We start from the raw sequence: 26,430 nt of genomic DNA, 5'->3' as shown, positions 1-26,430 counted from the left end.
TATTGGAGGCCCTCCACCCCATGCACCCGGGTCACCCGAAAGCGATCCGGAACACACCCCGAAAACCAAACCGGCTGCCCTCAAAAGGGTTTCGAACCCGTACGTTAACCTTCAAGTGGTGCTAGGACATTCACATGCGACCAGCGGCGCGCTTGCCTGGTCGGCGGCTGCCGCGGCGCTGCCGCTCACCGTCTTGACCTATCCCGCAGTGCAATCCGGGGCCATCGGCTCCGTCGATCTGGTGATGGGCACCTTCCTCACCGCGGGCGCCGCCCTGCTCCCCGACGCCGACCACCCCTCGGGAACCATTTCCCATGTGCTCGGGCCGATCTCGCACTACGCGTGCAAGTTCATCTCGTGGATCTCCGGCGGCCACCGCCACGGCACCCACTCCTTCGCCTTCGTCGCCGCCGTCACCTACGGCACCTGGGCCGGGGAACACCTGCTCGGCCGCAACTTCACCCTCGCCCTCGTGTTCTTCCTGCTCGCCCTCGCGGTCAAGGCGCTGGGCCTGGCCCCCAGCGGCGACGGCCTCAAATCCTGGGGCACCGTCATCATCCTCGCCGTCTGCGGCACCTTCGCCATCGACCACTGGATCAGCGACAAACCGGCCTGGCTGCCGTTCTCCGTCGGCCTCGGGGCCCTCGCCCACCTCATCGGCGACTGCCTCACCGACCGAGGCTGCCGACTGCTGTGGCCGCTCAAACTCCGCACCCGCGTCCCGATCATCGACCGCACCGGCAACAAGGTCGAAACCATGGTGCTGGTGCCGCTGTTCGCCCTGGCCACCCTCGCCCTGCTCTGGTACACGATCACCCACCAGCCCTGACCCCGGCTCGTATGATCACGAAGACCACCGCAGCGGCCAGAACGGAGTCGGGCATGAGCGACCGCGAAGAACTGAGCTGGGAACTGTTCGGAAACGCCGGCCGGGAACTGGCCCAGATCATCGCCGACGACGGCTTCGAACCCGACCTCATCCTGTCCATCGCCCGCGGCGGACTCTTCGTCGCCGGCTCCCTCGGCTACGCCCTCGACGTCAAGAACCTGCACGTCATGAACGTCGAGTTCTACACCGGCGTCGACCAGCGCCTCGACCTGCCGGTCATGCTGCCGCCCGTGCCCAGCGCCGTCGACCTGACCGGCGCCACCGTGCTCGTCGCCGACGACGTCGCCGACACCGGCAAGACGCTGAAACTGGTGCGCGACTTCTGCTCCGACCACGTCGCCGAGGTCCGCTGCGCGGTCATCTACCAGAAGCCGCATTCCGAGGTGGACTGCGAATACGTGTGGAAACGCACCGACAAATGGATCAACTTCCCCTGGTCGGTGCAGCCGCCGGTGGTGGAACGCAAACCGCGCGTCCTGGACGCCTGAGCCAAAACTTGTACGCGGCAATGACAACGGCCCGGAACCAGACGGTTCCGGGCCGTTCGTTCAATTGTCGCGAGTAGGTCAGACCAGCTCGGCGGACAGGATGGTGATGGCCTCGACCGGCACATCCTGGTGGCCGGACTTGTTGCCGGTCTGCACACCCTCGATGGCGTCCACGACAGCCTCGCCGTCGACGACCTTGCCGAACACCGCGTACCCGAAGCCGTCCTGGCCCGGGTAGTTCAGGAAACCGTTGTTGCTGGTGTTGATGAAGAACTGCGCGCTGGCCGAATGCGGGGCCGAGGTGCGCGCCATGGCGACGGTGTACTTGTCGTTCTTGAGACCGTTCGCGGCCTCGTTCTCGACCGTCTGCGGGGCCGGCTTCTGCTGCATGTTCGCAGTCAGGCCGCCACCCTGAATCATGAAGTTCGGGATCACGCGGTGGAACACGGTGTCCGCGTAGTGGCCCGACTTCACGTAGTCGACGAAGTTGGCAACGGTCTTCGGTGCCTTGGCGTCGTCCAGTTCCAGGGTGATGTCCCCGGCGGAGGTCTTCAGGAGCACTTTGGTCATGTTGCCCATCGTATGGGAGCGCCCGATCCAGCGACCGAGCGGCATCGAATACTCGCTCCCCTCTTCGAGGTTCATTGGTGATGGGTGTGGTCAGGGAGGTGCGCACGGTAGTGAGTGGCGGAGTTTGCTTGAAATGGAGCTACACATGCGTAGATGCGCATAGTTCCATTTCCTAATGGCTGATTCGGATGGCCCCGGCGCGCCCGGGACCCGACCTCATGCTTCGTACAGTTCGAGCGGCAGCCCGTCGGGATCGGCGAAGAACGCGAACCGCTTCCCCGTGTACTCGTCGACCCGCTCCTCCTCCACGACCACTCCGCTCCCCCGCAGCTCGGCCAGGGCCTCCCCCACATTCGGCACCGCGAACGCCAGGTGCCGCAGGCCGGCCGCCTCGGGCCGCGAGGGGCGTGGCGGCGGCTCCGGAAACGAGAACAGCTCCAGCTGCCCGCCATCCGGCAGGGCGAGATCCAGCTTGTACGAGCGCCTTTCAGCCCGATAGTTCTCCGCGAGAATCCGCAGGCCGAGAATTTCGGCGTAAAAGGACTTCGACTTCTCGTAATCCGACGCGATGATCGCGACGTGGTGAATTCGCAGCAGCTGCACCTCGGCAACGCTAACGCACACCATTGCGCAAGGCGGGAATGGCGAGGTCGAGGAATTCGCGGACGAGTTTGGCAGGGTCGGCGGCGACGGCCAGGCAGGTTTCGGAGCCGGGGGCGTCGATGACGGGGCGGTGGACGAGGTCGGGGCGGACATAGGCGCGCGCGACGCTGCGGGGCACGATGAGGAGGCCGTGGCCGGAGGCTATGAGTTCGAATTTCTCTTCGAGGGAGGGGGTTCGGCGGGCCGCGATGTCGAGCATGCGTTCACCGTCGAAGTCGGCGAGGGTGAGTTCGGGGCGAGCGGCGAGGGGGTGGGCGGCGGGCAGGCAGGCTACGCCGGGGTCGTGGCCGATGGGGATGACGCGGAGGCCGGTTTCGTCGAAAGGCCGTCGGAGGTAGGCGATCTGGGCGCGACCGTCGCGCAGGGGTGCGTCGCGCTCCCACCAGCGGGCGGGGACGACGTCGGTTTCGACGTCGGGATGGCGGGTGGAGAATTCGCGGAGGATCTCGGAGACATGGAGTCCGACGGAGAAGGCGACGACCAGGCGGCGGACGCCGCGGTCGGCGTTGTGGACGCGGCGGACGGCGGCGTCGACGGCGGCGAGGATGCCTTGGGCTTCCTCGTAGAGCTGGTGTCCGGCGGCGGTGAGTTCGACGGTGCGGGTGGTGCGGAGGAGCAGGGTGCAGTCGAGTTCGCGTTCGAAGGCTTTGATCTGGCGGCTGAGGACGGGTTGGGCGATGTAGAGCTGTTGCGCGGCGCGGCCGAAGTTGCGGTGCTCGGCTACGGCGGCGAAGTAGCGGAGCTTGCGCAGGTCCAGATCCATACCCTCACGGTATCAATTGCCGGAAAGGGTCTTGGACGTCGCGACGGCCCGTCACGAGACTCGAAGCATGATCGTTCTTACCGCTCCCACCGGGCACATCGGTGGCCAGTTGTTGCAGCTTCTCCTCGAAACCTCCACTCGCACCGATGAATTGCGTGTCGTCGTGCGTGATCCAGCGACGTTGCCGGAGTCGGTCCGGTCCCGGGTCGACGTCGTCGCCGGGTCGCACGGCGATCCCGATGTGGTGGATCGGGCGTTCGCCGGTGCGGACGCGGTTTTCTGGCTGGTTCCGCCGGCTCCCGGCGGGGCGAGTCTGGATGCCGCGTTCTCCGGGTTCACCCAGGCGGCGGCGAAGGCGTTCACAGCGCACGGGGTCGGGCATGTGGTGGGTGTGTCCGCGCTCGGGCGCGGTACGTCGGTCGCGGGTCGTGCCGGGCATGTGACGGCGTCGCTGGCGATGGACGACCTCATCGCGGGTTCGGGTGTGGCGTATCGGGCGCTGGCCAACCCGTCGTTCATGGACAACCTGGTGTGGCAGGCGAACTCGATCCGCGAGGACGGGGTGTTCACGGGCACGGTGCCGGCCGATCGCAAGGCCGCGACGGTGGCGACGCGTGATATCGCGGCGGCGGCCGCGCGGCTGCTGCTGGACCGTTCCTGGTCGGGTGCCGGGGAGGTGGCGTTGCTGGGGCCGGAGGATCTGTCGCCGAACGACATGGCGCACATCGTGTCCGAGGTGCTCGGCCGGCCGGTGCGGTACGAGTGTCTGTCTCTGGAGCAGGCTCGCGCCGTGCAGATCGCGCGTGGGGTGAGTGATGTGATGGCGACCGCGTTCGTCGACATGATGCGCGCCAAGAACGAGGGTCTCGATGATGGTGTGCCGCGCGCGGAGGCGGCCGCGAGCCCGACGACGTTCCGTGCGTGGTGTGAGCAGGTCCTGGCTCGCGCGGTCGGTGCCTGACCGACCGGCGAGGCAGAGACGCTAACCCGCGAGGGCTGAGGCCGCGGCGGCGAGCAGCATCCCCCGGTAGGACCCGCCGAAGAGCACCACGTGCACCAGCAGTGGATGCAGCTGGTGCAGTGGGACCCGTTGCCGCCATCCGGAACTCAGGGGTGTGGCGTTCTGGTAGGCGCCGAGGATGCGGTCCAGGTAGGGCGCGCCGAACAGGGCCAGCATGGCCAGGTCCGTCTCCCGGTGTCCGCCGTGTGCGGCCGGGTCGATGAGGAGTGCGCGGCCGCCCGACCACAGGATGTTTCCGGACCAGAGGTCTCCGTGCAGGCGGGCGGGTGGTTCGGGTGGTCCGGCGAGGTCGGTGATGCGGTCGATGACGCGTTCGATCAGTCGGATGCCGTCGCGGCCGAGTTCGGGGGCGGCGGCGGGGAGGTAGGGGGCCAGGCGGTGTTCGGTGTACCAGGTTCCCCACTCCCCCGTGGCGAGTGTGTTGTCCAGGGGCAGGGTGGCGATGTATCCGGGCCAGGGTGCCCCGAAGGTCTCGGGGTGGGTGGCGTGCAGGGTGGCGAGGTCGTGTCCGAGGTGTTCGGCGGCTGCCGGGTCCGCGGGTTGTGGTGGCTGCCAGGGCAGGACGAGCATGCGTTCGTCGGCGGCGACGACGGGTGGGACGAGGCCCGCGTGGCCGGTTGCGAGCCAGCGCAGCCCGGCGGCTTCGGCGGTCAGGACTGCGTCGACGCCGGGGGTGTTGTCGTCGACGGCTTTGACGAATAGCGCTCGTCCGTCCGTCATGTCGGCGCGGTGGAGGGCCCAGGCGTGGTTGTGGCCGAGTGGGTGCAGGTGCGCGACGGGGGTGCCGGTGAGGTGGGCGAGGTGCGCGGGCACGTCCATGGATCCTCATTGTGCGGTATCGGACCACCCGCGCGGACCGACTAGTCGGATGGAGTGAGTCGTTCCCGGAGCAGGGCGGCGGTGGCGGCGTCGGCGGGCAGGAACGCTTCGATGGCCAGCTCGGCGACGGTCACGTTCATGGGTGTGCCGAAAACCGTGGTGGCGCTGAGGAAGGCGAGTTCGTGTCCGTCGAGCCGCAGCCGCAGCGGCACCACGGCCTGGTCGGGTTCGGGCAGGCCGGGGCCGTCCTCGCCGCCGGGGTAGGTGCGCATTTCGTCGAGCAGGTCGGTGAGTTCGGGTGATCCGGTGACGTCGATCTGGCGTTGCAGCCGTTCGAACAGGTGCCCGCGCCATTCGGCGAGGTTGATGATGCTGCCCGCGAGACCGTCGGGGTGCAGGGTCAACCGCAGCGCGTTCACCGGTGGACGCAGCAGCGCGGGGTCGAGTCCGTCGAGGAACAGGGCGATCCCGGCATTGGCGTCGATCATGGTCCAGGCGGCGTCGATGGCGAGGGCGGGGTGGGGTTCGAGGCCGGTGAGGATCTGCCGGACGGCGTCGCGGATGGGGCGCATGGCGGGGGTGTCGAGTTCGGGTTCGGCGTAGACGGGGGCGTATCCGGCGGCGAGCAGCATCCGGTTGCGTTCGCGCAGCGGGATGTCGAGTTCGTCGGACAGGTGCAGCAGCATGTGGCGGCTGGGGGTGGCGCGGCCGGTTTCGATGAAGCTCAGGTGCCGGGTGGAGGTGTCCGCGCGGCCGGCGAGTTCGAGCTGGCTGAGCCGGCGCGCGGTGCGCCAGTGTCGCAGCAGGTCGCCGGCGGTGGGTGTCGCCATTCTCCGATCCTACGAACGATCAACCACGCCAAGCCATTACCCCGGGGGTAAGGCTCACAGTTCGCGGATGACGCGGGCCGGGTTGCCGGCGGCGAACACCTTCGCGGGCAGGTCGCGGGTGACGACGCTGCCCGCGCCGACCACGGTGTTCGCGCCGATGGTCACCCCCGGGCAGACGATGACGCCGCCGCCGAGCCATACGTTGTCGCCGATGCTGATGGGTGCGGCGGTCTCCCAGCGGGCGCGGCGCAGTTCGTGGTCGTCCATCGGGTGCAGGGCGGTGAGCAGTTGGGCGCGCGGGCCGATGGAGACGTCGTCGCCGATGGTGACCGGGGCGCAGTCGAGGATGATGGCGTCGTAGTTGAGGAAGCTGTTGCGGCCCAGCCGGATCAGGTGGCCGTAGTCGCATTGGAAGCGCGGCATGATCCAGGAGCCCTCGCCGATGGCGCCGAGCAGTCGTTCGAGCACGGCGCGCCGTTGGGTGTCCTGCCCGGCGCGGGTGGCGTTGAAGGTGTCGAGCAGTTCTTGGCAGCGGCGGCGTTCGGCGACGAGTTCGGGGTCGTTGTCGCGGTAGAGCTCACCGGCGAGCATGCGGTCCTTGTGTTCACCCACGCTCCCATCCTGTCTGGTATCACCGGAGGAGTGAAAATTGGCTTCTCGCTTCCACAGTTCGGTGCCCAGGCTCGGGAGGGCGCGCGGATCGCGCAGTACGCGACCGCGTTGGAGGAGGCGGGAGCCGACAGTCTGTGGGTGGGTGACCGGCTGATCGCGGCCACCAACCCGTCGGTCGGGTACGGCGGGACCGACCGGATTCCCGACGAGTTCAACGCGGTGCTGGATCCGTTCCTGGTGCTGGGGATCGCGGCGGCGGTCACCGAGCGGGTGCGGTTGGGGGCGAATGTGCTGATCGCGCCGATGTATCGGCCCGCGCTGCTGGCGCGGTCGCTGACGACGATCGACGTGGTGAGCCAGGGGCGGCTGATTCCGGGGTTCGGGATCGGGTGGTCGCCGGAGGAGTACGCGGCCGCGGGCGTGCCGTTCGCGCAGCGCGGGGCACGGCTGGAGGAGACCCTCGACGCGCTCGAGGCCATCTGGTCCAGCGACCCGGCCGGGTACGAGGGCCGGTTCGTGTCGGTGCCCGAGCATCGCAGTGCGTTGAAGCCGGTGCGGCGGCCCCCGATTCACCTGGGCGCGTTCAATCCGGCGGCGCTGGCCCGCATCGGGCGGCGTGGGGACGGGTGGCTGCCGGTGGTGCCGGTGCCGGGTCCGCCCGGGTGGGGCAAGCAGCTGCTGGCCTTGCGGGGGTTCATCGACGACGCGGCGGTCGCGGCGGGTCGTGATCCCGCCGCCATCGGGACGGTGCTGCGGGTGAACGTGGCCGCGGGCACCGATCTCGAGCAGGTGGCGCAGACCGTCGAAACGGTCGCGGCCGACACCGGATTCGACGATTTCTTCATCGACCTGCTCTATGTCACCGACTCCGTCGACGGCATGCGGGACGCGGCGTTGCGGCTGTTGGAGCGGCTGCGCGGCTGAACGGCGTGGCATCGGTCCGGCGCGGGCGGGTGGCCCGGTACCGTCGAATCGGACGAAGCTCTCTCCCCGAGCCACGGAAGGGTGGCCGTGCATGACAGAGCCCGAGACCGTCGACGACTACCTGGCCGCCCAGCCCGCCCCGGCCCGCGCCGCCCTCGAGAGGATTCGCGCCACCATCCACGCCGCCCTGCCCGACGCGTCGGAGACCATCAGCTACCAGATCCCCGCGGTCCAGGTGAACGGCAAGGCCGTCACGTATTTCGCGGGCTGGAAGACCTTCCTGTCGGTGTATCCGGTGCCCACCGGCGACGACGGGTTCCAGCAGGCGATCGCGCCCTACCTGAAGGGCAGGGGGACGTTGAAGTTCCCGCTGCGCGACCCCATCCCCTACGACCTCATCGGCGATGTCGCGGTCCGGCTGGCCGCGCAGCGCGGAGGCCGCTGACCACGGGATGGGCGTAACCGGCCGGCACCGGGCATACTCGATCCCGTTGTGCCGCAGGGCCGCCGGGCGACCGCTCGGGAACGGGGCCCCGGTTCGTGTCGAAGGGAGTCCCGTCCGGTGCGGTTGCGGGCGAATCCGGTCGTACTGGCCGGAGTCATCGGGGTCGGAATGCCGGTGCTCGCCGCGGGGGTGATCGCGGGGCTCACCATGGACGACGGTGACAGCGGGCCGGATTCGGCGAGCGGAGCCTCGGCCGCACCGGACGCGGCGGTGACTCCTCGTCCCATCTCGGCCGCGCCGACCGCGACACCGGCGGCGACGCGCGCCGCGGACCCGGATCCGGTGGGCTTCCAACCCGATTCGATCAACTTCGTCTCCGCGGACGAGGGCTGGGTGCTGGGCCGCAGCTATCCGTGCCCGGCCCTGCTGTGCCAGTCGTTGCGGCACACCACCGATGGCGGGCGCACCTGGCGGGAGACGCCGCTCCCGGCCCCGCTGCGCGACGCCGGGCACCACGGTGGTTGGGTGAAGTTCGCCGACGCCCGCAACGGCTGGATCGGGACCCGCGACACACTGTTCGCCACCCACGACGGCGGATCCACCTGGCGCGAGATCGATGTCGACATCAAGACGGCGGAACCGGCATGGTCGCTCACCGTGTCCGAGGACACCGTCTGGGTGGCGTCCGCGCGGGCCGACGAGCGGACCGCGTTGTTCACCAGCCCGATCACCCGCGACGCGTGGACCGGACCGGTCGAGGTCGCGGTGCCCGGTGCCGGCGGCCCCTACCCGGTGCCCGAGGTGTCGGTTACCGGGAGCCGTGCCTGGATGGTGGTCACCGGGCGCGGCAGGAGCGGCGCCCGCATGGTCGACGGCACGTGGACGCCGTGGCAGCTGCCGTGTGGCGGCAACGGGCCCGCGGACTGGCACGCGGTGTCGGAGAAGCGGCTGGTGGCGCTGTGCGGGCTCCCGGCGTCCGGCGACGGCGGCACCACCCGTGTGGTGACCTCGGTCGACGGTGGCGTCACGTTCACCGAGACCGGGCAGCTGTCCCCGTCGCGGTCCGTCAAGGCCGTGTTGCTGGCCGCCGATGGCAACCATCTGGTCGCCGCCGTCGACGAACGCCTGCTGACCTCCACCGACGGCGGCGAGACCTGGACCACCGCCTACACCGCACCCGACCGCGGCTGGCAGCCGTTGTCCGGCGAGTTCGTCACCGAGACAACGGGTTTCGTGGTGCTGGGCCACCCTGGAAGCGGGCCGGTGCCCACCATGATGCTCGCCACCCGCGACGGGGGTCAGAGCTGGACACCGGTCGGCTTCGGCTGATCAGCGGTCCGCGGTCGCGCGCGAGTAGTTCCAGCCCTGCCAGGAATCGTCTTTCAGGCTTTCGCGGATGGCGTTCGCGATGGCTGTGCGCTGGGGGTCGGGCAGCCGGTCGGTGGCGGGCAGCGCGTCCGGGGACAGGCTCGACAGGTAGTCGGTGTCGAGGGACTTGCCCGACTGCCAGCGCGCGATATTGCGGTCGGCGACGAAACCTTCCGGGTTCAGGACCGACAAGGCGAACAGGGTCGTCAGGGCGGCGCCCACGGCCACACGCGGCACCCAGTACCGGCGCAGGCCCGCCAGGCTGGCGAGCAGCAGCAGGTACACCAGCGCGATCCAGCCTTCGAACACCTCCACCAGCAGCCGCAGCAGGGTGAAGCCGTACGCCTGCTGATAGGTCCACATGCGGTGCAGCGCCGACGCCACGATCACCAGCGCCAGACCGATCACCACGGCGATCGCGATTCGCAGCCAGCGGCGCTCGGCGGCGTCGTCCTGCGCGGCGAAACGCAGCACGACCCCGATCACGGCGAGAGTCAGCAGGCTCACGATCGACAACTGCCAGAAGCCGCTGCGCGCGTACTCGGCGTAGGTGAGGCTCGCGGTGCGCTGCACGTAGCCGTCGCCACCGAACAGCACCGCCACCTGGGTGGCGACGAACGCCGCGAACACGATCGTCAACGCGCCCACCGGGATTCCCCACTCCAGCGGCGAGAACCGGCGCACGCCACGGCCCCGGTCGGAGAACGAGTCATCGTCGGCCGCCGGGGGCGGACCGGCCAGCAGGTACAACGCCCCGGCCACCCCGGACCCGGCGACCACGAACACCGCGACCCACCGCAGCACCGCCGGGACGTCGACGGCCGGGATCAGCCCGTCCACCAGACCCGCGAACACCGCGTCGGCCCCCGCCAGCAACGGCACCATGATCAGCAGCAGCGCCGCCGCCGCACCGATCGACCACCACACCCGCTGCGTGCCCGTCCCCGCCCGCTCCCGGGTGCGAGTCATCGCCCGATACAGCCACGGCCATGAATTCAGCCCCGCGAACGGCACCGCGAGCACGTCGAACCACATTCCGTACGCCGAACGCGGCACCACCGCCAGCGACCCGGCCACCGCCGCACCCGCCAGGCACAGCACGAAAAGCCACGGCGCGGCACGGAAGGCACCCACCGACAGCAGCGCCAGCGCCACACCTGTCCACCAGACACGACCCCAGGGCACCTCCCTGATAGCAGCGGGCAGCAGACCGGCGATACCCGCGACAGGACCCGTCCCGGCCGACGAATGTGTTTCGGGCGCTGCCCGATCGGCGCCGGATGCGGCGACCACGCGTGCCGCAGCCGCATCGTCGTGATCGGCGGCACCGGAGCGACCGGTGTCCTCCTCGCGTGCGGCGTCGGCGCCGGCCTCGTGACCGTCGACGCTGCCCCCGATGCCATCGCGGGCTGGGCTGTCACCACTGTCGGCGCGAGCTGCGCTGCCATTCGCGACGTCGTCCCGGCGGTCACCGGCACCGCTCAGGCCCTTGTCCGATCCCTGATCCGCGCGGTCGACGTCACTCCGGTCCGAGTCGTCCTCTTCATCGCCCCAATCCGCGTTCCGTGCCGCGCGATCGACCGCGTACACCATGCCGGTGATCGCCAGTCCGGTGAGCAGCCATCCGATGCCGGGACGGTCCAGGGGTACCAGTACCGCGGCCGCACACCCCGCAGCGGCCGTGGCGGCAAGCAACCCGTTCGGCACCGGAACCCGCTCCGATCGCGACGGAATCGCTTGCGGTGCAACACGGTAGAGCCCCGCCACACCCGATTGTGGCACCGGGGTGGGATAGGCCGGCCACGCGGCGGGCCACGGCGCGGGTCCACCGGCGCCCGTCGGCGCGGCACCCGCCATCGCCGGGGCGAACGCCGGTGCCGCCGCAGCCGGTACGAGGGGCGGCGGACCACCGGGGACGAACGCGGCTCTCACCGGGTCCCGCACAGGCGCGGAACTCACGGTGGCCATAGCCGGTTCAGCAGCCCGATCAAGAGCATCCGCCGCGGACCCTTCGGTCGCCGAGGCGGGAGCGTGCGCGTCGGACCCTTCGGTCGAGGATGCCGACTCCGGAACAGGCGTGACGGATTGTTCGGCCGATGTCGCGGGTGCGGGAGCAGGGGCGCTCGCCGCATCCGGTTTCGGATCGGGAGGCGGTGTGGGCGTGTCGGGCATGTGTTCCTCCATCGGGTGAACGGGACCGGCCCGGGGAGCGCGGTGCGCAGCCGGGGCACGGTCGGGAATCGGTGAGAAGAGAGTGCGGGTCAGGGTGGGGGCAAGGTGATGCGGATGCACGAGCCCGGGTCCGCGACGGCGATGGTGCCGCCGTGCAGGTCCACGATCCAGCGGGCGATGGCCAGGCCCAGGCCGGTGCCGCCGCCGGTGGCGCGGCCGCCGCGGGTGAAGCGTTCGAAGACGCGTGCGCGTTCGGCGGCGGGGATGCCGGGGCCGTCGTCGGAGACCTCGATGACGGTGTGGCCGTGGGCGGTGCGGGCGTGGACGCGGACCTCGCCGTGGGCGGGGCCGTGGCGGGTGGCGTTGTCGAGCAGGTTGAGCAGCACCTGGTGCAGGCGGGCGGGGTCGGCGTGCACGGTCAGGCCGGGGGCGAGGGCCATGGTGAAGCGGACGGGACGGTCCACGGCGGCGGCCATCACCTCGGCCTCGGCGACCACCTCGCTCAGCAGCGGCTCGAGATCCACCGGTTCGCGGTCCAGGCGCACCGCGCCCGCCTCGATGCTCGACAAGGCCAGCAGTTCCGATACCAGCAGGCTCAGCCGCTGGGTCTGGGCGTGGGCGGTGCGCAGGGTCGCCGGATCCGGTTGGGCGACACCGTCGACCAGGTTCTCCAGCACCGCGCCCAGGGCGGTGATCGGGGTGCGCAGTTCGTGGGACACATTGGCGATGAACTCGCGCCGCTGCTGATCGGCGGCGGCCAGGTCGGCGGCCATCTGATTGAACGCCACCGCCAGCTGGCCCACCTCGTCACGGGAGGTGGCGCGCACGCGGCGCGAATAGTCGCCCTGCGCCATGTGTTTGGCCGCGGCGGTCATCTCCCGCAACGGCATCGTCATCCCGTGGGCCAGCACCTGGGAGATCAGCAGCGCGAACACCATGGCGACGACGGTGGCGCGCGGCGGCAGCACGCCGATGCGGATCGCGAAGTAGCCGAACGCGCCCGCACCGGAGCCGACCATGAGGATCGCCAGCTTCGCCTTGATCGACGGCACCCGGTCCAGGGGCCGCGGCAGCCGTGCCGCCACCCGGTTCGCGACCGCCCGCACCCCGGTCACCGGAGCCACGGCATCGCCGATCATCGCGCCTCCAGGCTGTAGCCGACGCCGTGCACGGTGCGGATCAGGTCCGCGCCCAGCTTGCGGCGCAACGCCTTGATGTGGCTGTCGACCGCGCGGGTGCCCGACGCGTCGGCCCACCCCCACACCTCGCTCAGTAGTCGTTCGCGCGCCAGCACCGTGCGCGGCCGCCGCGCCAGATGCACGAGCAGTTCGAATTCCAGTGGCGTGAGCTGGGTTTCGCTGTCCGCGCGCCACACCCGCCGCTGGTCGGTGTCGATCCGCAGGTCACCGACGAGGATGGTGGCCACCGGTGCGGCGGTGCGTTCCACCCGGCGCAGCAGGGCGTGGACGCGGGCGGCGAGCACTCGCATGGAGAACGGTTTGGTCAGATAGTCGTCCGCGCCGACGCCGAGCCCGACGAGCATGTCGGTCTCGTCGGTGCGGGCGGTCAGCATGAGCACCGGCACGGGGCGGCGGGCCTGGATGCGGCGGCACACCTCGAGACCGTCGAAACCGGGCAGCATCACATCCAGCACCACCAGGTCCGGGTCCCCGGCCGCCTCGGCCGCCACCCCGGCGGGCCCGTCGTGGGCGATGTCGACGGTGTAGCCCTCGGCGCGCAGGCGGGCGGCGATCGATTCGGCGATGGTCGGCTCGTCCTCGACCACCAGGATCCGGCGCGCACTGGTTTCCATGCAGCCGACATTAGGCAACCGGCGTGGAGATCGTTCGCCTCGCGTGTGGAGATGTTGTGGAGACGCCGGTCATACCACCTGGAAACGTCGACAACGACGCGACGTCGTAGCATGACGGGGTGCGCTCACCGACGGATCACACCGCGCGCCTGCGCGGCGCTGCCGTCGGCGCGTCCTCGGGTGCGGTCGCGATCCTCGCCCACGGGCTCGGCGGCGGCGCGTCCCTGACCGACGGTTCGGCGCTGGCCCTGCTCCTGGCCGCGTGCACCGTGATCGGGGTCGTGGCGTCGTCGATGCGGCCACGCTACGGGCTGCCCGGAACCATCGGGATGCTGGCGGCCGGGCAGGCGATCGGGCACGCCGCGCTGTCGATGTCGCCGGGGCACCACCATCATTCGTCGTCCGCGGCCATGCTGATCGCCCACCTGGTGGCGATTCCGGTGGGCGCGTTGCTGATTCGCGCCGCCGAGGCGGGCCTGCGGCGGGCCGTCACCGGTGTGCGCAGGTTCCTGCTCGCGCTGAGCGCGATCCTCGCGCCGCCGGTGCGCCGGATGCGGCCCAGGCCGGCCGATGACCGCGCCGTGGCGCGACGGCTGCTGGTGAGCCCCGGGATCGGACGCCGCGGACCGCCTCCGGCCGCCGCACGGTACACCGACCTCGTTCCGGCCTGACACCCCTCGATCCGGCGCTGACGCCCGAATCGTGCACCGCGCCATCGCCGGACGCGACCGCGCTCGGTGACCGATGCCCACCAACCGCCGACACACCCCGCACCGAGGCCGAGCACGGCGACCGACGGACACACCCGCGCAGCGCCGAACACGCCACGCACAGTGCCCGACGGAGACGCCGCGCGGCAGCCGAGCAGAGCAACGCCGCGCTGTGACCGAAGGCGGCGAGCGCGCTGCCGGACGCGTGCCGCGCTGACGCCGACGCACTGCGTTGCGGCCGAGCGCATCCGGCGCCGATCCGGGCTCGACCGTTCCGCCGGGGTGGCTTTCACTGTCTTCTACCTACGGAGTTCTCACATGTCCCAGATGCCCTTCTGCCACGGCTTCCGTCTGCGCACCGGCGGATTCGCCCGCCGGGTCGGCGCGGCCGCGGCGGTGACGACGCTGGCGCTGCTGCCCGTCGCCTGCTCGTCCTCGCAGACCGCCTCGTCGTCCCCCGCCACCGCGGCGGCGGCGATCACCCTGACCGATCAGTGGGTCAAGGCCGCCGACAGCGGGATGTCCGCCGCGTTCGGCACCCTGGCCAATTCCTCCGACCAGCCGGTGAACCTGGTCGCGGCCAGCAGCCCGGCCTCGGCGCGGGTGGAGATCCACGAAGTCGTGGCCGACGCCTCGGGCGACAAGGCGATGCGCCCCAAGGCCGGCGGTCTCGTCATCCCCGCCCACGGCACCGCGACCCTCAAGCCCGGCGCGGAACACCTCATGTTCATGGATCTGAAGGGCCCGCTGCGCACCGGCTCGGAGGCCGCGCTCACCCTCACCTTCTCCGACGGCTCCACCAAGACGATCACCGCACAGGTGCGTGACTTCGCTGGCGGCAAGGAGAACTACCAGCCCTCCGGCGACAACGCCGCCCACGGTGGCTGATCCGGCACCGCGGCCCGCCCGGCTGTCACGGCGGCGGCTGCTGGGCGGCGGCGCCGTCGCGGCGGGCGCGGCCGGGGCCGCCGGCATCGGCTGGGGCGCGGCCACCCTCACCCACCGCGAGCACGATCGCGACCCCGGATCGGACACGGTCGCGTTCTACGGCCCCCACCAGGCGGGAATCGCCACCGAACCGCCCCGGCACGCGGCGTTCGTGGCCTTCGACCTGAAACCGGGTCTGGGGCGCGAGGACGTCATCGGGCTGTTGAAGATCTGGACCGACGACGCCGCGCGCCTCACCCAGGGCAAGCCCGCGCTCGCCGACACCGAACCGGAGCTGGCCGCCCGGCCCGCCCGGCTCACCGTGACCGCCGGGTTCGGTCCCGGGATGTTCACCGCGGCCGGGCTGGAATCCCAGCGCCCGCACTGGCTCGAACCGTTGCCGCCGTTCACCATCGACCGGCTCGATCCCGCCTGGTGCGGGGGCGATCTGCTGTTGCAGGTGTGCGGTGAGGAGGCGACCACCGTCGCGCACGCGGTGCGCGTGCTGTCCAAGCACGTCAAATCGCTGGTCTCGGTGAAGTGGGTGCAACGCGGCTTCCGGGACGCACCGCGAGGCCAGACCATGCGCAATCTGATGGGCTCGGTCGACGGGACGGTCAACATCGCCCCGGCCACACCGGATTTCGACCGCCTGGTGTGGGACGACGGCGCGGTCCGGCCGTGGCTGGCCGGGGGCACCTCGATGGTGTTGCGGCGCATCGCGATGAACCTCGACACCTGGGACGAACTCGACGCCGACGGCCGCGCGATCACCGTCGGGCGCACCGTCGACACCGGGGCGCCCTTGTCGGGCACCCGCGAATTCGACGAAGCCGACTTCGCGGCCACCGACCGCTACGGCATCCCGAAGATCCCGCCGTCCTCCCATATCGCGCGTGCCCACCACGCCCACGACGGGGAGCGGTTCCTGCGCCGCGGCTACAACTACGACGACGCGCCCGCCCCCGGGCACGTGTCGAACTCGGGGCTGCTGTTCGCCTCGTTCCAGCGCGACGTGGACGCCCAGTACCTGCCGGTGCAGCAGCGGCTGGCCGACTTCGACGCGCTCAACCAGTGGACGACGCCGGTCGGGTCGGCGGTGTTCGCCATCCCGCCGGGGGTGCCCGGACCGGGCGGCTATCTCGGTCAGCAGTTGTTCGACAGCGCCCCGGCGCAACGCTGATCGCGACCGGCCGGACCGCTCCCGGGCGGTCCGGCCGGTGGCCGGGCACGGGACCTAGGGTGACCCCATGACCGTGTTGCGATCGATCGTGTTGTTCGGGTTGGCCGCCATCGCCGAAATCGGTGGCGCCTGGCTGATCTGGCAGGGAGTCCGGGAGCAGCGCGGCTGGGCGTGGATGGGCGCGGGGGTGGTCGCGCTCGGCTGCTACGGGTTCGTCGCCACCCTGCAACCCGACGCCCACTTCGGTCGGATCCTGGCCGCCTACGGTGGCGTGTTCGTGGCGGGATCACTGCTGTGGGGCATGGTGTTCGACGGGTTCCGGCCCGACCGCTGGGATGTGATCGGGGCCCTGGTGTGCGTGCTGGGGGTCGCGCTCATCATGTACGCGCCACGCTCGGCGTGAGACACACCGATGCATTGCTCCACGTGAAACCGGCTGCGCCCGAACTGCATTCACGCATTCCGCGCATAAAGGTCGAGGGTTGACGATCGGTGCATCGAGTGCAACACCGCGATACGCGAACCGATTACGGATTCCCGCAGGTCACGGCCATGATCACCGGTGAGGTGCCGCGCCGAGCAGGCCGTCGATGATCGCGCGCGCCGTCGGCAGCGCCGCCTCGTCACCCAGACGGGTCGCGGTGTTGGCCGCCGACACCACCGCGTCGAACTGGAACGCGACCGCGCGCGGATCCAGTCCGGTCATCGCGCCCTGCTGCTGGGCGCGGCCGATCTCCGCGGCCAGCATCGTGAACCAGTCCTCACGGTCGGCGGCCAGCGCGTCACGCACCGGGCCGGGACGGCTGTCGAACTCCGGCTGGCACGCGCCCCGAAAGCAGCCGCCGGGCAGCACCGGCTCACCGATGTAGTCGAACCAGCGGTCCATCAGCGCACGCAGCCGTGGCAGGCCCGGGTCAGCGGTGAGGGCCGGGCGCACGACATTGTCGATGAACACCTCGCGTGCCGCGGCCACCGCGGCCAGTTGCAGGTTCTCCTTGCTGCCGAACAGGGTCGCCACCCCGGACTTGCTGACCCCGAGGTCCTCGGCCAGCCGCCCGAGACTCAATCCCGTCAGCCCCTCGACGGAGGCGACGTCGGCGGCGTGGCGGGCGATGCTCGCGCGGGCCCGCGCGCCCTTGAGCCGACGCTGATCGGAAATCTCCTGGTCGGAAGCGCGCACCGGTTCGTCCATGGATCCATCCTCGCATCACCTGTTGCGTAAACGCACGATCGGTCGTACTTTTCAACAATACGAACGATCGTGCGTACAGTTTTGATCCCGCTCCCGACCCTCACCCAGAGAGCCCGTCATGACCGACACCATCCACCGTCCGAGCCCCGACACCTCCCCACCCGAACCGGCCACCGCCGGCACCACCGCGACGGCACCCGCCGACTCCGGCCGCGCGGCGAAACTCGCCCTGCTTGTCGCCTCCGGCGCGGCATTCATGTCCTTCCTCGACCTGTCCGTGGTCAATATCGCCTTCCCCGAGATCACCCGCGACTACCCCGACACCGCCGCCGGCACCCTCACCTGGGTGGTCAGCGGCTACGCCGTCGCCTTCGCCGCCCTGCTCACCCCCGCCGGGCAACTCGCCGACACCCTCGGCCGCGGCCGCGTATTCCTCACCGCCCTGGCCGGATTCGCCCTCACCTCCCTGCTGTGCGCCCTCGCGCCCGGCGCCGAATGGCTCATCGCGGGACGGTTCCTGCAAGGCGGCACCGCGGCCTTCCTCATTCCCGCCGGACTCGCGCTCGTCCTGAGCAGCAGCCCGCCCGAACGCGTCGGCATGGCCATGGCGGCCTGGACCGCGGCAGGCGGATTCGCCGCGACCGTCGGCCCGGCCGTGGGCGGGGCGCTCGTGGACTGGTTCGGGTGGCGGTCGGTCTTCGTCATCAACGTGCCCATCGCGGCCGCGCTCATCGCCGCCGGATGGCGGCTGGCCCGCGGCGAGCACCGGCAACCGCACGGACTGCCAGATCTCCTCGGGGCCGTCGCGACCGGACTCGGTATCGGCACTGTCGTCGCCGCGGTCACCCAAGGCCCGCAATGGGGTTGGACCGACGCCCGCACCCTGGGCAGCGCGCTGATCGGAGTCGTCCTGCTGGCCCTGGCGTTGTGGCGGTCGCGGCGGCATCCGCGCCCCGCCATCGCCATCGGACTGTGGCGCAGCCACGCCTACGCCCTCGTCAATGCCGTCTCGTTCGTCTTCGGCGCCACCATGTTCGCGTGGCTGCTGGCCGGACCGCTCTGGCTCGACGCCATCTGGCAGTACTCCGTGCTGGAGTCCGCGGCGGCCATGAGCGTCGGCGCGGTCGCCTCCATGGTCACCGCGGTCGTCGCCGGACGCGCACCCGTCCCGTGGCAGCGATGGCTCGGCGTGCTGGGCGCGTTGCTGTTCGCCGCGTCCACCTTCTACATGAGCACCGGGGTCTTCGACACCGAGCCCGCGCTCTGGTCCGGGTGGGTGCCCGCGGGAATCCTGGGCGGCGGCGGCATCGGCATCCTCGTCACCGTGCTGGGCACCGCCGCCGCGCGAGCGCTGCCGCCGCAGCGGTTCGCGGCCGGGGTCGGCATGAACATCACCGCCCGCCAATCCGGCGGGGCGCTCGGGGTCGCCCTGCTGGCCGCGGTGTTCGCCGCCCATCCCGGGCAGCCGCTGACCGCCTTCCACACCCTGTTCGCGTGCTGTGCCGCCATCGCCGTCGTCACGGCCGTGCTCGCGGCGCTGCCCGTCCGCACCGAGGAGACCACCTCATGAGCGACCGCACCGAGAACACCGATCCCTACACGCTCTCCGATGCGGCGGCCGCCGCCATGTTGCGCGCGGTGCCGTTCCGCCGCCTCGCCGTCATCGGCGACTCGACCGCCGCGGGCACCGGTGACCCGCGGCCCGGCTACGAAACCGTGTCCTGGGCAGACCGATTGGGCCGCTGGCTGCACGCCGCGCACCCCGACGCCGCCTACCTCAACACCGGCGTGGTCGGCGCGGTCATCGCCGACGTGCGCGCCGGGCAACTCCGCGCGCTCGAGGAGTTCGGACCGGATCTGGTGGTCGTCATCTGCGGCGGCAACGACCTGTTCCTGCGCGACGCCGGTCCGCTGACCGTGGAAGCCGACCTCGACGACCTGTGCGCGAGCGTCGCCGCCACCGGCGCCCGGCTCGCGCTGTTCACCCTCGCCGACGCCTACGTCGGGCGGCTGGCCCCGCTGCGGCCACGTTTCGCCGAGTTCGCGCAGTCGGTCCGTCGCATCGCCCACCGCCGCGACGCCATCCTCACCGAGTTCTGGGACCACCCCGCGCGGCTGCGCGAGGACTGGCTCTCCGCGGACCGGATCCACCTCACCATGGCCGGGCACGCCGTGGTCGCGGCCGAACTCGCCAAGAGCCTGGCCCGTCACCACGCCCGGGAGGTGCCGCCGGAGCTCATCGGGCGATCCTGACCCCGAAACCGACCGATGCCGCACCGGATGCGACTACGCACCCGATGCGGCATCGCCGTCATCCAAGGTCCTGTGCAGCAGGCCCTCTCGCGGGGGTCACTTCCACAGGGCGGCGATCAGGACGTTCAGGATCGCCAGGCCACCCGCGGCGTGGGTCATCCACGCCACCTCCTTGCCGCGCTTGGCGTCCGCGCGACCCATCTCGGCGAACGCGGCCACCGCCACGGCCACCACCAGCTTGGTGATGATCTTCGCCATGTTCGGGTCCTTGTGCAGCGAGTCGATCGACTCGGCCATGCCCACCAGGATCACGCCGGTGAGGACCATCACGCGCGCGCCCCACACCATCAGTTCCGACACTCGCGGCTGCGCGGCGGCGTACCCGCCGACCACGGCCGCCATACCCAGCAGATGAGCCGTCACCATGAGGTTGTAGACGAAGGTCATGGGTGTCACGGTAGTCGATCGGAACCCCACAACGACAGCCGGTAGTACCCGCGATTTTTCGCGAATCGGACACGGCGGCACCAACTGTCCGTGCGGACCGGTCCGAGGGTTTCGCCCTCGGACAGGCCGGGTAGTCCTCACCCGATGGTCCCCGCACGTGGTGGATCAGGCGTCGTGGGCAGCGTGGCCGGCTAGGAGAGGTTTCAGTGGCGGTTGTACTAGTGCTGCGAGCACGTGGACTCGGTGACCTGCTCACCGCGGTTCCCGCGTTGCGCGCGTTGCGCCGGGCCCGGCCCGGTGACCACATTGCACTCGCCGCACCCCACCGCCTCAAACCGATCGTCGACCTCATCGCCTGCGTCGACGAGATGATCCCGGTCAGCGACCCCGTCGGGCTGCGCTGGGACGGTCCCGCCCCCGCGCTCGCGGTCAACCTCAACGGCCCCGGCGCCGACGGCATCGTGGAACTCTCGCGCACCCGCCCCGAACGCATTCTGTCCTACCGCAATCCGGCCTTCCCCGACCTCGCCGGCCCCGCCTGGGAACCCGACCTGCACGACGTGGACCGCTGGTGCCATCTCCTCGAATACGACGGCATCGCCGCCGACCGCCGCAACCTCGGCCTGGTGCCGCCGGTGGCCACCACCAGCCACCGCGACGCCGTGGTCGTCCACATCGGCGCGGGCGCACCCGCCCGCCGCTGGCCGGCCGACCGGTTCGCCGCGGTGGTCCGGCACCTGCTGGTGCAGGACCGCGAAGTCGTGCTGACCGGCGACGAATCCGAACGCGAGACCGCGTTCGGCGTCGCCTCCCGCGCGGGACTCTCACCGGCGCGAGTCCTCGCAGGACAGCAGAACCTCATCGAACTGGCCGCCACCGTCGCCGAAGCCGCGCTCGTGGTGTGCGGCGACACCGGCGTCGCCCACCTGGCCGCCGCCTTCGGCACCCGTACCGTGCAGCTGTTCGGACCCAACCCGCCCAGCCGCAGCGGCCCGCCTCCGCACCTGCTGGGCCGCCACGCTGTGCTGTGGGCCGGGCAGTCCGGCGACCCGGACGCCGACGCCATCGACCCCGGACTGCTGAAGATCGGTGTCCCCGAGGTGATCAACGCCGTCGACAAGCAACTGCGCAAACGCCCCTGGCCCGGCACCGGCCTCGACCGCCGCGCCCAGCAGGCCTACCGGCGCGTCGGCTAGGCCCCCGAATCGGTGGCCGGGACCCGCGGATCCCGTTGCCCGGCACTGATACTCAACGCCGCCATCACCAACCCGATCCCGGCCAGCTCCGCCGCACCGGGCCGCTGGGCCAGCGCCACCGCCCCGATCACCGCCGCCGTCGCGGGCAGCAAGGCCAGCAACAGCGCGAACCGGGCGCGGCCCACCCGGCGCAACACCACCTGGTCCAGGGCATAGGGCACCGCGCTCGACAACACCCCGACGCCCACACCCAGCAGCCAGGTGCGCGGATCGGCGAAAACGGCCGGGGCGAGCACACATTGGCGGGTCACCAGGATCGGAGCCAGCGCGATCGCCGACACCGTCGTCCCGATCGCCAGCGCGTCCATCCCCGAACCCGTATCGGCCACCCGCTTACCCAGCAGGATGTAGCCCGCCCACAACACACCCGCCAGCACCGCGAACCCGACACCGCCGGGCCCGGCCTCCGACGACACCCCCGCCAGCAGGAAGACACCGGCCGCCACGAGCGCGACGGCCAACAGATCGCGGGCCCGGCGTGAACCCAGCGCCGCCACCGCGATCGGACCCAGGAACTCGATGGCCACCGCGGTACCGAGAGGAATCCGCGCGATCGCCTCATAGAAGGCGATGTTCATACCGAGGGTGACCACCCCGAATCCCGAGGCCACCAGCACCGCGCGCCGCGTCCAGCGCGAGCGCCACGGCCGCCGCCAGATCAGCAGCGCCACCCCGGCCGCCGCGGCCCGCAACCAGGCCACCGTCGCGGGCTCGACCGTGTCGAACAACCGCACGCCGATCGCCGCGCCCGCGTACAGCGACACCCCGCTGACGATGAAGACCAGCGGGACCGACCAGCCGGGCAGACCCGCGCGGCGTTGCCGCTGCACTCCGACCGACGTACCCACCTCGACACCGTATCGCCCGCTCGAGCGGGCAGACCGCGGCACGTCCGCACGGTCCCGGCCTGGGGAACACCATCGCGTCGATGCGCGGACCCGACCGGCTACTCCCCTTCCGGCGCGGCCTTCGCCTCCGACAGGGCGGCCGAGTAGGCGGCGATGGCGCTGGGCCAGAACTGTTCGAGATAGTCGCGGGCATCGGCCAGGCCGCGCGGGTCCAGGGAGTACAGGCGGCGGTTGCCCTGCGGGCGCATCATCACCAGGCGGGCCTCGCGCAGCACCTTCAGATGCTGCGAGACCGCCGAGCTGGTCACGCCCAGGGCCTCGGCGATCTCCCCGACCGCCTTCGGGCCCTGCGGCAGGGACTCGAAGACCGCGCGCCGGGTGTCGTCGGCGAGCGCGCCGATCACCTTCACTCCGTTAGTGGGCACTTACATAGTGTGCCGCCAAGTCGATCAACGGTCAATACACGCGTTATCGGGACAATCCAACGTCATCACAGAATTACTCGCGTGTCGTTATCGACTCGTAATCATCGAACTGGGCTTTTGTACCAATGTGACGGTAGCAACAGGGTTTCTGAACGCAAGCTGAGATCTCGTAGCTTCGAGACATGCCCGTAACCGATTCGTTATCCCGCTTCTGGGGAACCGGCCGATACCGAGCAGCCGCGACCCGCGCCGCAGCCGTGACCGCCCTCGTCGGCGCGTCCATGGCCGCCCTCGCCGCCACCGGCCCCGATGCCGCCCACGACCCCGTGGCCATCGCCAACGCCTCCGCCGCCGACGACATCCAGTTCACCGCCTTCACCCCGCGCGAGGCTCAGCAGCCGCAGATCGTGCCGCAGGAGGTGCTGGACTACCTCAACGGCCTCAACATCCCGCTGCCGCCGCTGCCCGGCATCCCGGCACCGCGCCCGGCCACCGTGCGACCCGTCGACGGCCCGCTGACCTCCGGCTTCGGCATCCGCTGGGGCGCCATGCACGCCGGCATCGACTTCGGCGACGGCTTCGGCACCCCGATCCGCGCCATCACCGACGGTACCGTGATCGAGGCCGGCCCCGCCTCCGGCTTCGGCCTGTGGGTGCGTGTGCAGCAGGACGACGGCACCATCGGCGTCTACGGCCACATGCAGGACATCCTGGTCGGCGTCGGCCAGCAGCTGCGCGCCGGCGACGTGCTCGCCACCGTCGGCAGCCGCGGCTACTCCACCGGCCCGCACCTGCACTACGAGGTGCACACCGCCCCCGGCGCGCCCATCGACCCGATCGGCTGGCTGGCCGGCCGCGGCGTCGACTTCGGGTTCGCCCCCGCGGATTAGACCCACCCCAACCCCCCAACCCCTCCGAGCACCGATGAGGGGTGCACGGATCGGTTTGTGCGACAACGTCGTCCGCACGATGGAGAACGGCCCCGGCGCTACCGCTGGGGCCGTTTCTCATACCCGGGTACGGGGTCGCCACACCACCGCCGGGGGACGTGAACCAGCGGATCGCGAACCTACCGTCAGCCCCATGACCACGCTCGATCGCCCGACGCTCGCGCCGCTCACCGACCTCGCCCCCGCCCGCCGACTGCACCGGCCCCTGCTCGCCACCACCGCCGCCATGGCCGCCCTGGCCCTGTTCTCCCTGTGCGCCATGGTCTTCGACGACCGCGTGCTGCTCGGCGAGACGGTGTGGCTCAAACCCCTCAAGTTCGCCATAGCCATGGTCCTGTACTGCGGCACCCTGGCCTGGCTGGTGTCCTTCCCGCACCGCGGGCAGCGCCTGACCTGGTGGATGGGTACCGTCTTCGCCGGCACCGCCGTCGCCGATGTCGGATTCGTCGTGGTGCAGGCCGCGCGCGGCACCTTCAGCCACTTCAACACCCAGACCGACGCGTTCAACACCATCGGCCAGAAGGTGTTCATGATCGGCGTGCCGGGCCTGTTCCTGGCGAATCTGGTGATCGCGGTGACCCTTTCGTGGCAGCGCGTCACCGACCGGCCCACCTCGATGGCCATCCGCGCGGGCCTGGGAATCGCGGTGTTCGGAATGGCGCTGGGCTACCTGATGGGATACAGCGGCAAGCAGCAGACCACCGACGCCTCCGGACGCCCGGTCACCCTGGTCGCGGGCCACACCGTCGGGCACGGGCAGTCCGACGCGGTCCGCGACGGTATCGCGACCGTGCCGATCACGCACTGGAGCACGAACGGTGGTGACGTGCGGATCGCGCACTTCGCGGGCCTGCACGGCATCCAGCTGCTCATCATCGCCGCCATCGTGCTGACCCGCCTCGCCCCCACCGTGGGGTGGCTGCGCGCCGAACGCACCCGCGCCCGGCTGATCGGGGTGCTCGCGCTCGGCTACACCGGCCTGGTGGCGACGCTGCTGTGGCAGGCGCTGCGCGGGCAGCCCGTGACCTCGCCCGATGCCGAAACCCTCACCGCGCTCGGCCTTGTCGCCGCCGTCACGGCCGCGGGAATCGCGATTGTGTACGCGCTGAGCGGACGCACCGGCGGGGTCAGCGCAGCCGTTCGGCCTCGCGGGTCAACGCCACCAAAGTCGCGGTGAGATCGGCGAGTTCGATCATCTCCGCGCCCTCGGAGACCGCGGTGGCCACATCCTCGGCGGCACAGCGGGCGGCGAACCAGCGGTCGGACAGATCCGACACCTCCTGGGCGCTCAGGACCACCGAATCCTCGGGAATACCGGTGCCCTTCACACTGTTCCGATGCTCGTACGCCCGCTGGCGACACGATTGCCGGCAGTACCGGCGGCGGCGTCCGATCTCCGATTCGGCGATCTCCCGCCCGCACCACTGGCAGCAGGACAGCACGCGTCGAGACATGGTCCGAGACAATAGCGGTTTCCGGCCCCGACCGGGTGCAGTGGCACGCCGCAGCAAACCGGGCGACCCGCACGGGTAGGATGGCAGGGTTCTCCCCACGGGAACCGAAACGTGCGTGGCTACGTTGACACTACGTACCGCAGCTGCAGAAACACTGAAGTAGAACATTGCCGACAGGCGAGAAGGGACCGCACTCATGGCAGATCGCGTACTCCGGGGGTCTCGGCTCGGAGCGGTGAGCTACGAGACCGACCGCGACCACGACCTGGCGCCGCGTCGGATGGCGCGGTACCGCACCGACAACGGCGAGGAATTCGACGTCCCGTTCGCCGACGACGCCGAAATCCCCCCCACCTGGCTGTGCCGCAACGGCCAGGAGGGCACGCTCATGGAGGGCACCACCCAGGAGCCCAAGAAGGTCAAGCCGCCCCGCACCCACTGGGACATGCTGCTCGAGCGTCGCAGCAAGGAAGAGCTCGAGGAGCTGCTGCAGGAGCGCATGGACTTGATCAAGTCCCGCCGCCGCGGCTAGCCGCACAGCGACACGACGACACGGGTCCCCCGCACCACCGGTGCGGGGGACCCGTTCTGTGTCGGGGGTCAGTGAGGTGGGCCGTACTGGGCGGCAAGCAGATTGGCGACCAGATCGCGGCGGCTGCGCACCCCGGACTTCTCGAAGATCGACTTCAGGTGCTGCTGCACCGTCAGCGGTGAGACCACCAACGCGTCGGCGATCCGCCGGGTCGAATTGCCCGCCAGGACCAGGGCCGCGATCTGGTGTTCGCGCGGGGTCAGCGGGTAAGCGGCCAGTTTCAGCGGCGCGATCTGCGGGGCGCGGGCCGGTTCGAGGATGACCGCGATGGGTCCCTCGGGGTCCGCGCCCGGATCGGTGTGCAGCCGGGAGGCGTGGGCCACCAGCCAGCGACCCGACCGGGTGCGCAGTCGAACACGGGGCACCGCAGGCGAATTCGGATCCAGTTCCAGACTGCGCAAGCGCACGGCGACCGCCACGATCGCCTGCGGCAGCGTCTCGCGCGCGGGTTGGTCGGCGAGCTCGGCCAGGAGAACGCTCGCCTCGGGGGTGCGGGCCAGCACGGTCCCGGCGTCGTCGAGCAGCAGCAGGCCGGGCGGGGGCTGCCCGTCCGCACCTGTCTCCACCTCCGACAGCAGTACCGCCGCGCGCAGACCCTCGGCCAGATGCGCGGTCATGGCGTGCACGAACCCGACCTCGTCGGCGCGGAAGCCCTCCGGCGAGGGCTCCCGGTGCAGGCACAGCACACCCCAGCAGCTCGCCCCCGTCCGCAGCGCGGCGCGCAGTTCGTCGCCCATGCCGAGCGGGGCGAGGATGTCGCGATAGCGGGCGCTGGCCTCGGGGGCGCCCCGGGTGGCGTCGAACAGGGTCCGGACC

The 26,430-nt window shown here is 70.9% G+C and carries 31 protein-coding genes; 16 read left to right on the top strand and 15 right to left on the bottom strand.

Annotated features, from left to right (window positions below):
* The first annotated feature begins 118 nt into the window (after nt 1-118).
* On the top strand, nt 119-829 hold the full coding sequence (locus tag ABZ412_RS04330) for a metal-dependent hydrolase (RefSeq protein WP_357276193.1): 711 nt from the start codon (nt 119-121) through the stop codon (nt 827-829).
* A 53-nt stretch (nt 830-882) separates the two neighbouring features.
* Nucleotides 883-1,377: a phosphoribosyltransferase gene (locus ABZ412_RS04325; RefSeq protein WP_357276190.1), complete on the top strand. Its 495-nt coding sequence runs from the start codon at nt 883-885 to the stop codon at nt 1,375-1,377.
* A gap of 78 nt (nt 1,378-1,455) precedes the next feature.
* On the opposite strand, the gene ABZ412_RS04320 is transcribed toward ABZ412_RS04325, so the two are convergent.
* The 3 genes from ABZ412_RS04320 to ABZ412_RS04310 form a co-directional block, all read right to left on the bottom strand.
* On the bottom strand, nt 1,456-1,947 hold the full coding sequence (locus ABZ412_RS04320; protein ID WP_357085817.1) for a peptidylprolyl isomerase: 492 nt from the start codon (nt 1,945-1,947) through the stop codon (nt 1,456-1,458).
* A gap of 216 nt (nt 1,948-2,163) precedes the next feature.
* Nucleotides 2,164-2,550, bottom strand: a complete 387-nt coding sequence (locus tag ABZ412_RS04315) for a VOC family protein (protein WP_357276188.1) — start codon at nt 2,548-2,550, stop codon at nt 2,164-2,166.
* Between the two features lie 10 nt (nt 2,551-2,560).
* Nucleotides 2,561-3,373: a LysR family transcriptional regulator gene (locus ABZ412_RS04310; protein ID WP_357276186.1), complete on the bottom strand. Its 813-nt coding sequence runs from the start codon at nt 3,371-3,373 to the stop codon at nt 2,561-2,563.
* A gap of 67 nt (nt 3,374-3,440) precedes the next feature.
* On the opposite strand from ABZ412_RS04310, the gene ABZ412_RS04305 reads away from it, so the two are divergent.
* A complete protein-coding gene (locus ABZ412_RS04305; RefSeq protein WP_357276183.1) occupies nt 3,441-4,334 on the top strand; it encodes an NAD(P)H-binding protein in 894 nt (297 codons plus the stop codon).
* Nucleotides 4,335-4,355: 21 nt separating this feature from the next.
* Here ABZ412_RS04305 and ABZ412_RS04300 read toward each other — a convergent pair whose 3' ends face one another.
* The 3 genes from ABZ412_RS04300 to ABZ412_RS04290 are packed head-to-tail and all read right to left on the bottom strand — an operon-like array spanning nt 4,356 to nt 6,655.
* The gene (locus ABZ412_RS04300) at nt 4,356-5,213 is read right to left on the bottom strand and encodes a fructosamine kinase family protein (RefSeq protein WP_357276182.1); all 858 of its coding nucleotides are present in this window, start codon (nt 5,211-5,213) and stop codon (nt 4,356-4,358) included.
* Between the two features lie 41 nt (nt 5,214-5,254).
* Nucleotides 5,255-6,043, bottom strand: coding sequence for a helix-turn-helix transcriptional regulator (locus ABZ412_RS04295; RefSeq protein ID WP_357276180.1), 789 nt, complete (start codon nt 6,041-6,043; stop codon nt 5,255-5,257).
* A gap of 54 nt (nt 6,044-6,097) precedes the next feature.
* On the bottom strand, nt 6,098-6,655 hold the full coding sequence (locus ABZ412_RS04290; protein ID WP_357276178.1) for a sugar O-acetyltransferase: 558 nt from the start codon (nt 6,653-6,655) through the stop codon (nt 6,098-6,100).
* 30 nt (nt 6,656-6,685) lie between these two features.
* Here ABZ412_RS04290 and ABZ412_RS04285 point away from each other — a divergent pair, with 30 nt between their 5' ends.
* From ABZ412_RS04285 to ABZ412_RS04275, 3 genes are all read left to right on the top strand, one after another.
* Complete coding sequence (locus tag ABZ412_RS04285; RefSeq protein WP_357276176.1) at nt 6,686-7,579, top strand: TIGR03619 family F420-dependent LLM class oxidoreductase; 894 nt, start codon at nt 6,686-6,688, stop codon at nt 7,577-7,579.
* A gap of 91 nt (nt 7,580-7,670) precedes the next feature.
* A complete protein-coding gene (locus ABZ412_RS04280; protein ID WP_357276174.1) occupies nt 7,671-8,024 on the top strand; it encodes a DUF1801 domain-containing protein in 354 nt (117 codons plus the stop codon).
* Between the two features lie 117 nt (nt 8,025-8,141).
* A complete protein-coding gene (locus ABZ412_RS04275; RefSeq protein WP_357276172.1) occupies nt 8,142-9,353 on the top strand; it encodes a hypothetical protein in 1,212 nt (403 codons plus the stop codon).
* Here the strand turns inward: ABZ412_RS04275 and ABZ412_RS04270 are convergent, their stop codons facing one another.
* The 3 genes from ABZ412_RS04270 to ABZ412_RS04260 all read right to left on the bottom strand — a co-directional run bounded on the left by ABZ412_RS04270 (nt 9,354) and on the right by ABZ412_RS04260 (nt 13,377).
* Nucleotides 9,354-11,099 carry a DUF4173 domain-containing protein gene (locus ABZ412_RS04270; protein ID WP_357276169.1) on the bottom strand — a complete coding sequence of 582 codons (1,746 nt, stop codon included), beginning with the start codon at nt 11,097-11,099 and terminating at the stop codon, nt 9,354-9,356. It abuts the gene before it with no gap.
* Between the two features lie 554 nt (nt 11,100-11,653).
* Nucleotides 11,654-12,703 carry a HAMP domain-containing sensor histidine kinase gene (locus tag ABZ412_RS04265; protein ID WP_357276167.1) on the bottom strand — a complete coding sequence of 350 codons (1,050 nt, stop codon included), beginning with the start codon at nt 12,701-12,703 and terminating at the stop codon, nt 11,654-11,656.
* Complete coding sequence (locus ABZ412_RS04260) at nt 12,700-13,377, bottom strand: response regulator transcription factor (protein WP_357276164.1); 678 nt, start codon at nt 13,375-13,377, stop codon at nt 12,700-12,702. Before ABZ412_RS04260 ends, ABZ412_RS04265 begins: the two co-directional genes overlap by 4 nt.
* A 119-nt stretch (nt 13,378-13,496) precedes the next feature.
* Between ABZ412_RS04260 and ABZ412_RS04255 the strand changes: the two genes are divergently transcribed.
* The 4 genes from ABZ412_RS04255 to ABZ412_RS04240 all read left to right on the top strand — a co-directional run bounded on the left by ABZ412_RS04255 (nt 13,497) and on the right by ABZ412_RS04240 (nt 16,600).
* Nucleotides 13,497-14,048 carry a hypothetical protein gene (locus tag ABZ412_RS04255; RefSeq protein WP_357276161.1) on the top strand — a complete coding sequence of 184 codons (552 nt, stop codon included), beginning with the start codon at nt 13,497-13,499 and terminating at the stop codon, nt 14,046-14,048.
* Nucleotides 14,049-14,405: 357 nt separating this feature from the next.
* Entirely contained in the window at nt 14,406-14,975 is a 570-nt protein-coding gene (locus tag ABZ412_RS04250) for a copper chaperone PCu(A)C (protein WP_357276159.1), read from the top strand.
* Nucleotides 14,968-16,197 (top strand): Dyp-type peroxidase, encoded by a 1,230-nt coding sequence (locus ABZ412_RS04245; protein WP_357276156.1) that lies wholly within the window; start codon nt 14,968-14,970, stop codon nt 16,195-16,197. Before ABZ412_RS04250 ends, ABZ412_RS04245 begins: the two co-directional genes overlap by 8 nt.
* Before the next feature lie 67 nt (nt 16,198-16,264).
* Entirely contained in the window at nt 16,265-16,600 is a 336-nt protein-coding gene (locus ABZ412_RS04240; RefSeq protein ID WP_357276154.1) for a YnfA family protein, read from the top strand.
* Nucleotides 16,601-16,753: 153 nt separating this feature from the next.
* Here the strand turns inward: ABZ412_RS04240 and ABZ412_RS04235 are convergent, their stop codons facing one another.
* On the bottom strand, nt 16,754-17,389 hold the full coding sequence (locus ABZ412_RS04235) for a TetR/AcrR family transcriptional regulator (protein WP_357276152.1): 636 nt from the start codon (nt 17,387-17,389) through the stop codon (nt 16,754-16,756).
* A 118-nt stretch (nt 17,390-17,507) separates the two neighbouring features.
* On the opposite strand from ABZ412_RS04235, the gene ABZ412_RS04230 reads away from it, so the two are divergent.
* Both ABZ412_RS04230 and ABZ412_RS04225 read left to right on the top strand, forming a co-directional pair.
* Complete coding sequence (locus ABZ412_RS04230) at nt 17,508-18,959, top strand: MFS transporter (RefSeq protein WP_357276149.1); 1,452 nt, start codon at nt 17,508-17,510, stop codon at nt 18,957-18,959.
* Nucleotides 18,956-19,642: an SGNH/GDSL hydrolase family protein gene (locus ABZ412_RS04225; protein WP_357276147.1), complete on the top strand. Its 687-nt coding sequence runs from the start codon at nt 18,956-18,958 to the stop codon at nt 19,640-19,642. The genes ABZ412_RS04230 and ABZ412_RS04225 overlap by 4 nt, the downstream gene beginning before the upstream one ends.
* A 96-nt stretch (nt 19,643-19,738) precedes the next feature.
* Here ABZ412_RS04225 and ABZ412_RS04220 read toward each other — a convergent pair whose 3' ends face one another.
* Nucleotides 19,739-20,089 (bottom strand): hypothetical protein, encoded by a 351-nt coding sequence (locus tag ABZ412_RS04220; protein ID WP_357276146.1) that lies wholly within the window; start codon nt 20,087-20,089, stop codon nt 19,739-19,741.
* 206 nt (nt 20,090-20,295) lie between these two features.
* Between ABZ412_RS04220 and ABZ412_RS04215 the strand changes: the two genes are divergently transcribed.
* On the top strand, nt 20,296-21,285 hold the full coding sequence (locus ABZ412_RS04215) for a glycosyltransferase family 9 protein (RefSeq protein WP_357276143.1): 990 nt from the start codon (nt 20,296-20,298) through the stop codon (nt 21,283-21,285).
* Here the strand turns inward: ABZ412_RS04215 and ABZ412_RS04210 are convergent.
* Complete coding sequence (locus ABZ412_RS04210) at nt 21,282-22,193, bottom strand: EamA family transporter (RefSeq protein ID WP_357276140.1); 912 nt, start codon at nt 22,191-22,193, stop codon at nt 21,282-21,284. The two genes, ABZ412_RS04215 and ABZ412_RS04210, sit on opposite strands and share 4 nt — an antisense overlap.
* A gap of 98 nt (nt 22,194-22,291) precedes the next feature.
* Entirely contained in the window at nt 22,292-22,618 is a 327-nt protein-coding gene (locus ABZ412_RS04205; RefSeq protein WP_357276138.1) for a metalloregulator ArsR/SmtB family transcription factor, read from the bottom strand.
* Between the two features lie 182 nt (nt 22,619-22,800).
* Here ABZ412_RS04205 and ABZ412_RS04200 point away from each other — a divergent pair, with 182 nt between their 5' ends.
* Together ABZ412_RS04200 and ABZ412_RS04195 are read left to right on the top strand one after the other, a co-directional pair.
* Nucleotides 22,801-23,508 (top strand): M23 family metallopeptidase, encoded by a 708-nt coding sequence (locus ABZ412_RS04200; RefSeq protein WP_357276135.1) that lies wholly within the window; start codon nt 22,801-22,803, stop codon nt 23,506-23,508.
* Between the two features lie 193 nt (nt 23,509-23,701).
* Nucleotides 23,702-24,745, top strand: coding sequence for a hypothetical protein (locus tag ABZ412_RS04195; RefSeq protein ID WP_357276133.1), 1,044 nt, complete (start codon nt 23,702-23,704; stop codon nt 24,743-24,745).
* Here ABZ412_RS04195 and ABZ412_RS04190 read toward each other — a convergent pair.
* Nucleotides 24,696-25,022, bottom strand: coding sequence for a hypothetical protein (locus ABZ412_RS04190; RefSeq protein ID WP_033086730.1), 327 nt, complete (start codon nt 25,020-25,022; stop codon nt 24,696-24,698). The genes ABZ412_RS04195 and ABZ412_RS04190 overlap by 50 nt on opposite strands.
* Before the next feature lie 196 nt (nt 25,023-25,218).
* On the opposite strand from ABZ412_RS04190, the gene ABZ412_RS04185 reads away from it, so the two are divergent.
* Nucleotides 25,219-25,554 (top strand): RNA polymerase-binding protein RbpA, encoded by a 336-nt coding sequence (locus ABZ412_RS04185; RefSeq protein WP_213555785.1) that lies wholly within the window; start codon nt 25,219-25,221, stop codon nt 25,552-25,554.
* A gap of 68 nt (nt 25,555-25,622) precedes the next feature.
* On the opposite strand, the gene ABZ412_RS04180 is transcribed toward ABZ412_RS04185, so the two are convergent.
* Nucleotides 25,623-26,369, bottom strand: coding sequence for a helix-turn-helix transcriptional regulator (locus tag ABZ412_RS04180; protein ID WP_357277121.1), 747 nt, complete (start codon nt 26,367-26,369; stop codon nt 25,623-25,625).
* Between the last annotated feature and the right edge of the window lie 61 nt (nt 26,370-26,430).

The organism is Nocardia sp. NPDC005746 (genome assembly GCF_040630785.1).
Taxonomy (GTDB): Bacteria; Actinomycetota; Actinomycetes; order Mycobacteriales; family Mycobacteriaceae; genus Nocardia.
The sequence above is the reverse complement of the archived record's forward strand: the minus strand, read 5'-3'. Positions and strand labels throughout refer to the sequence as shown.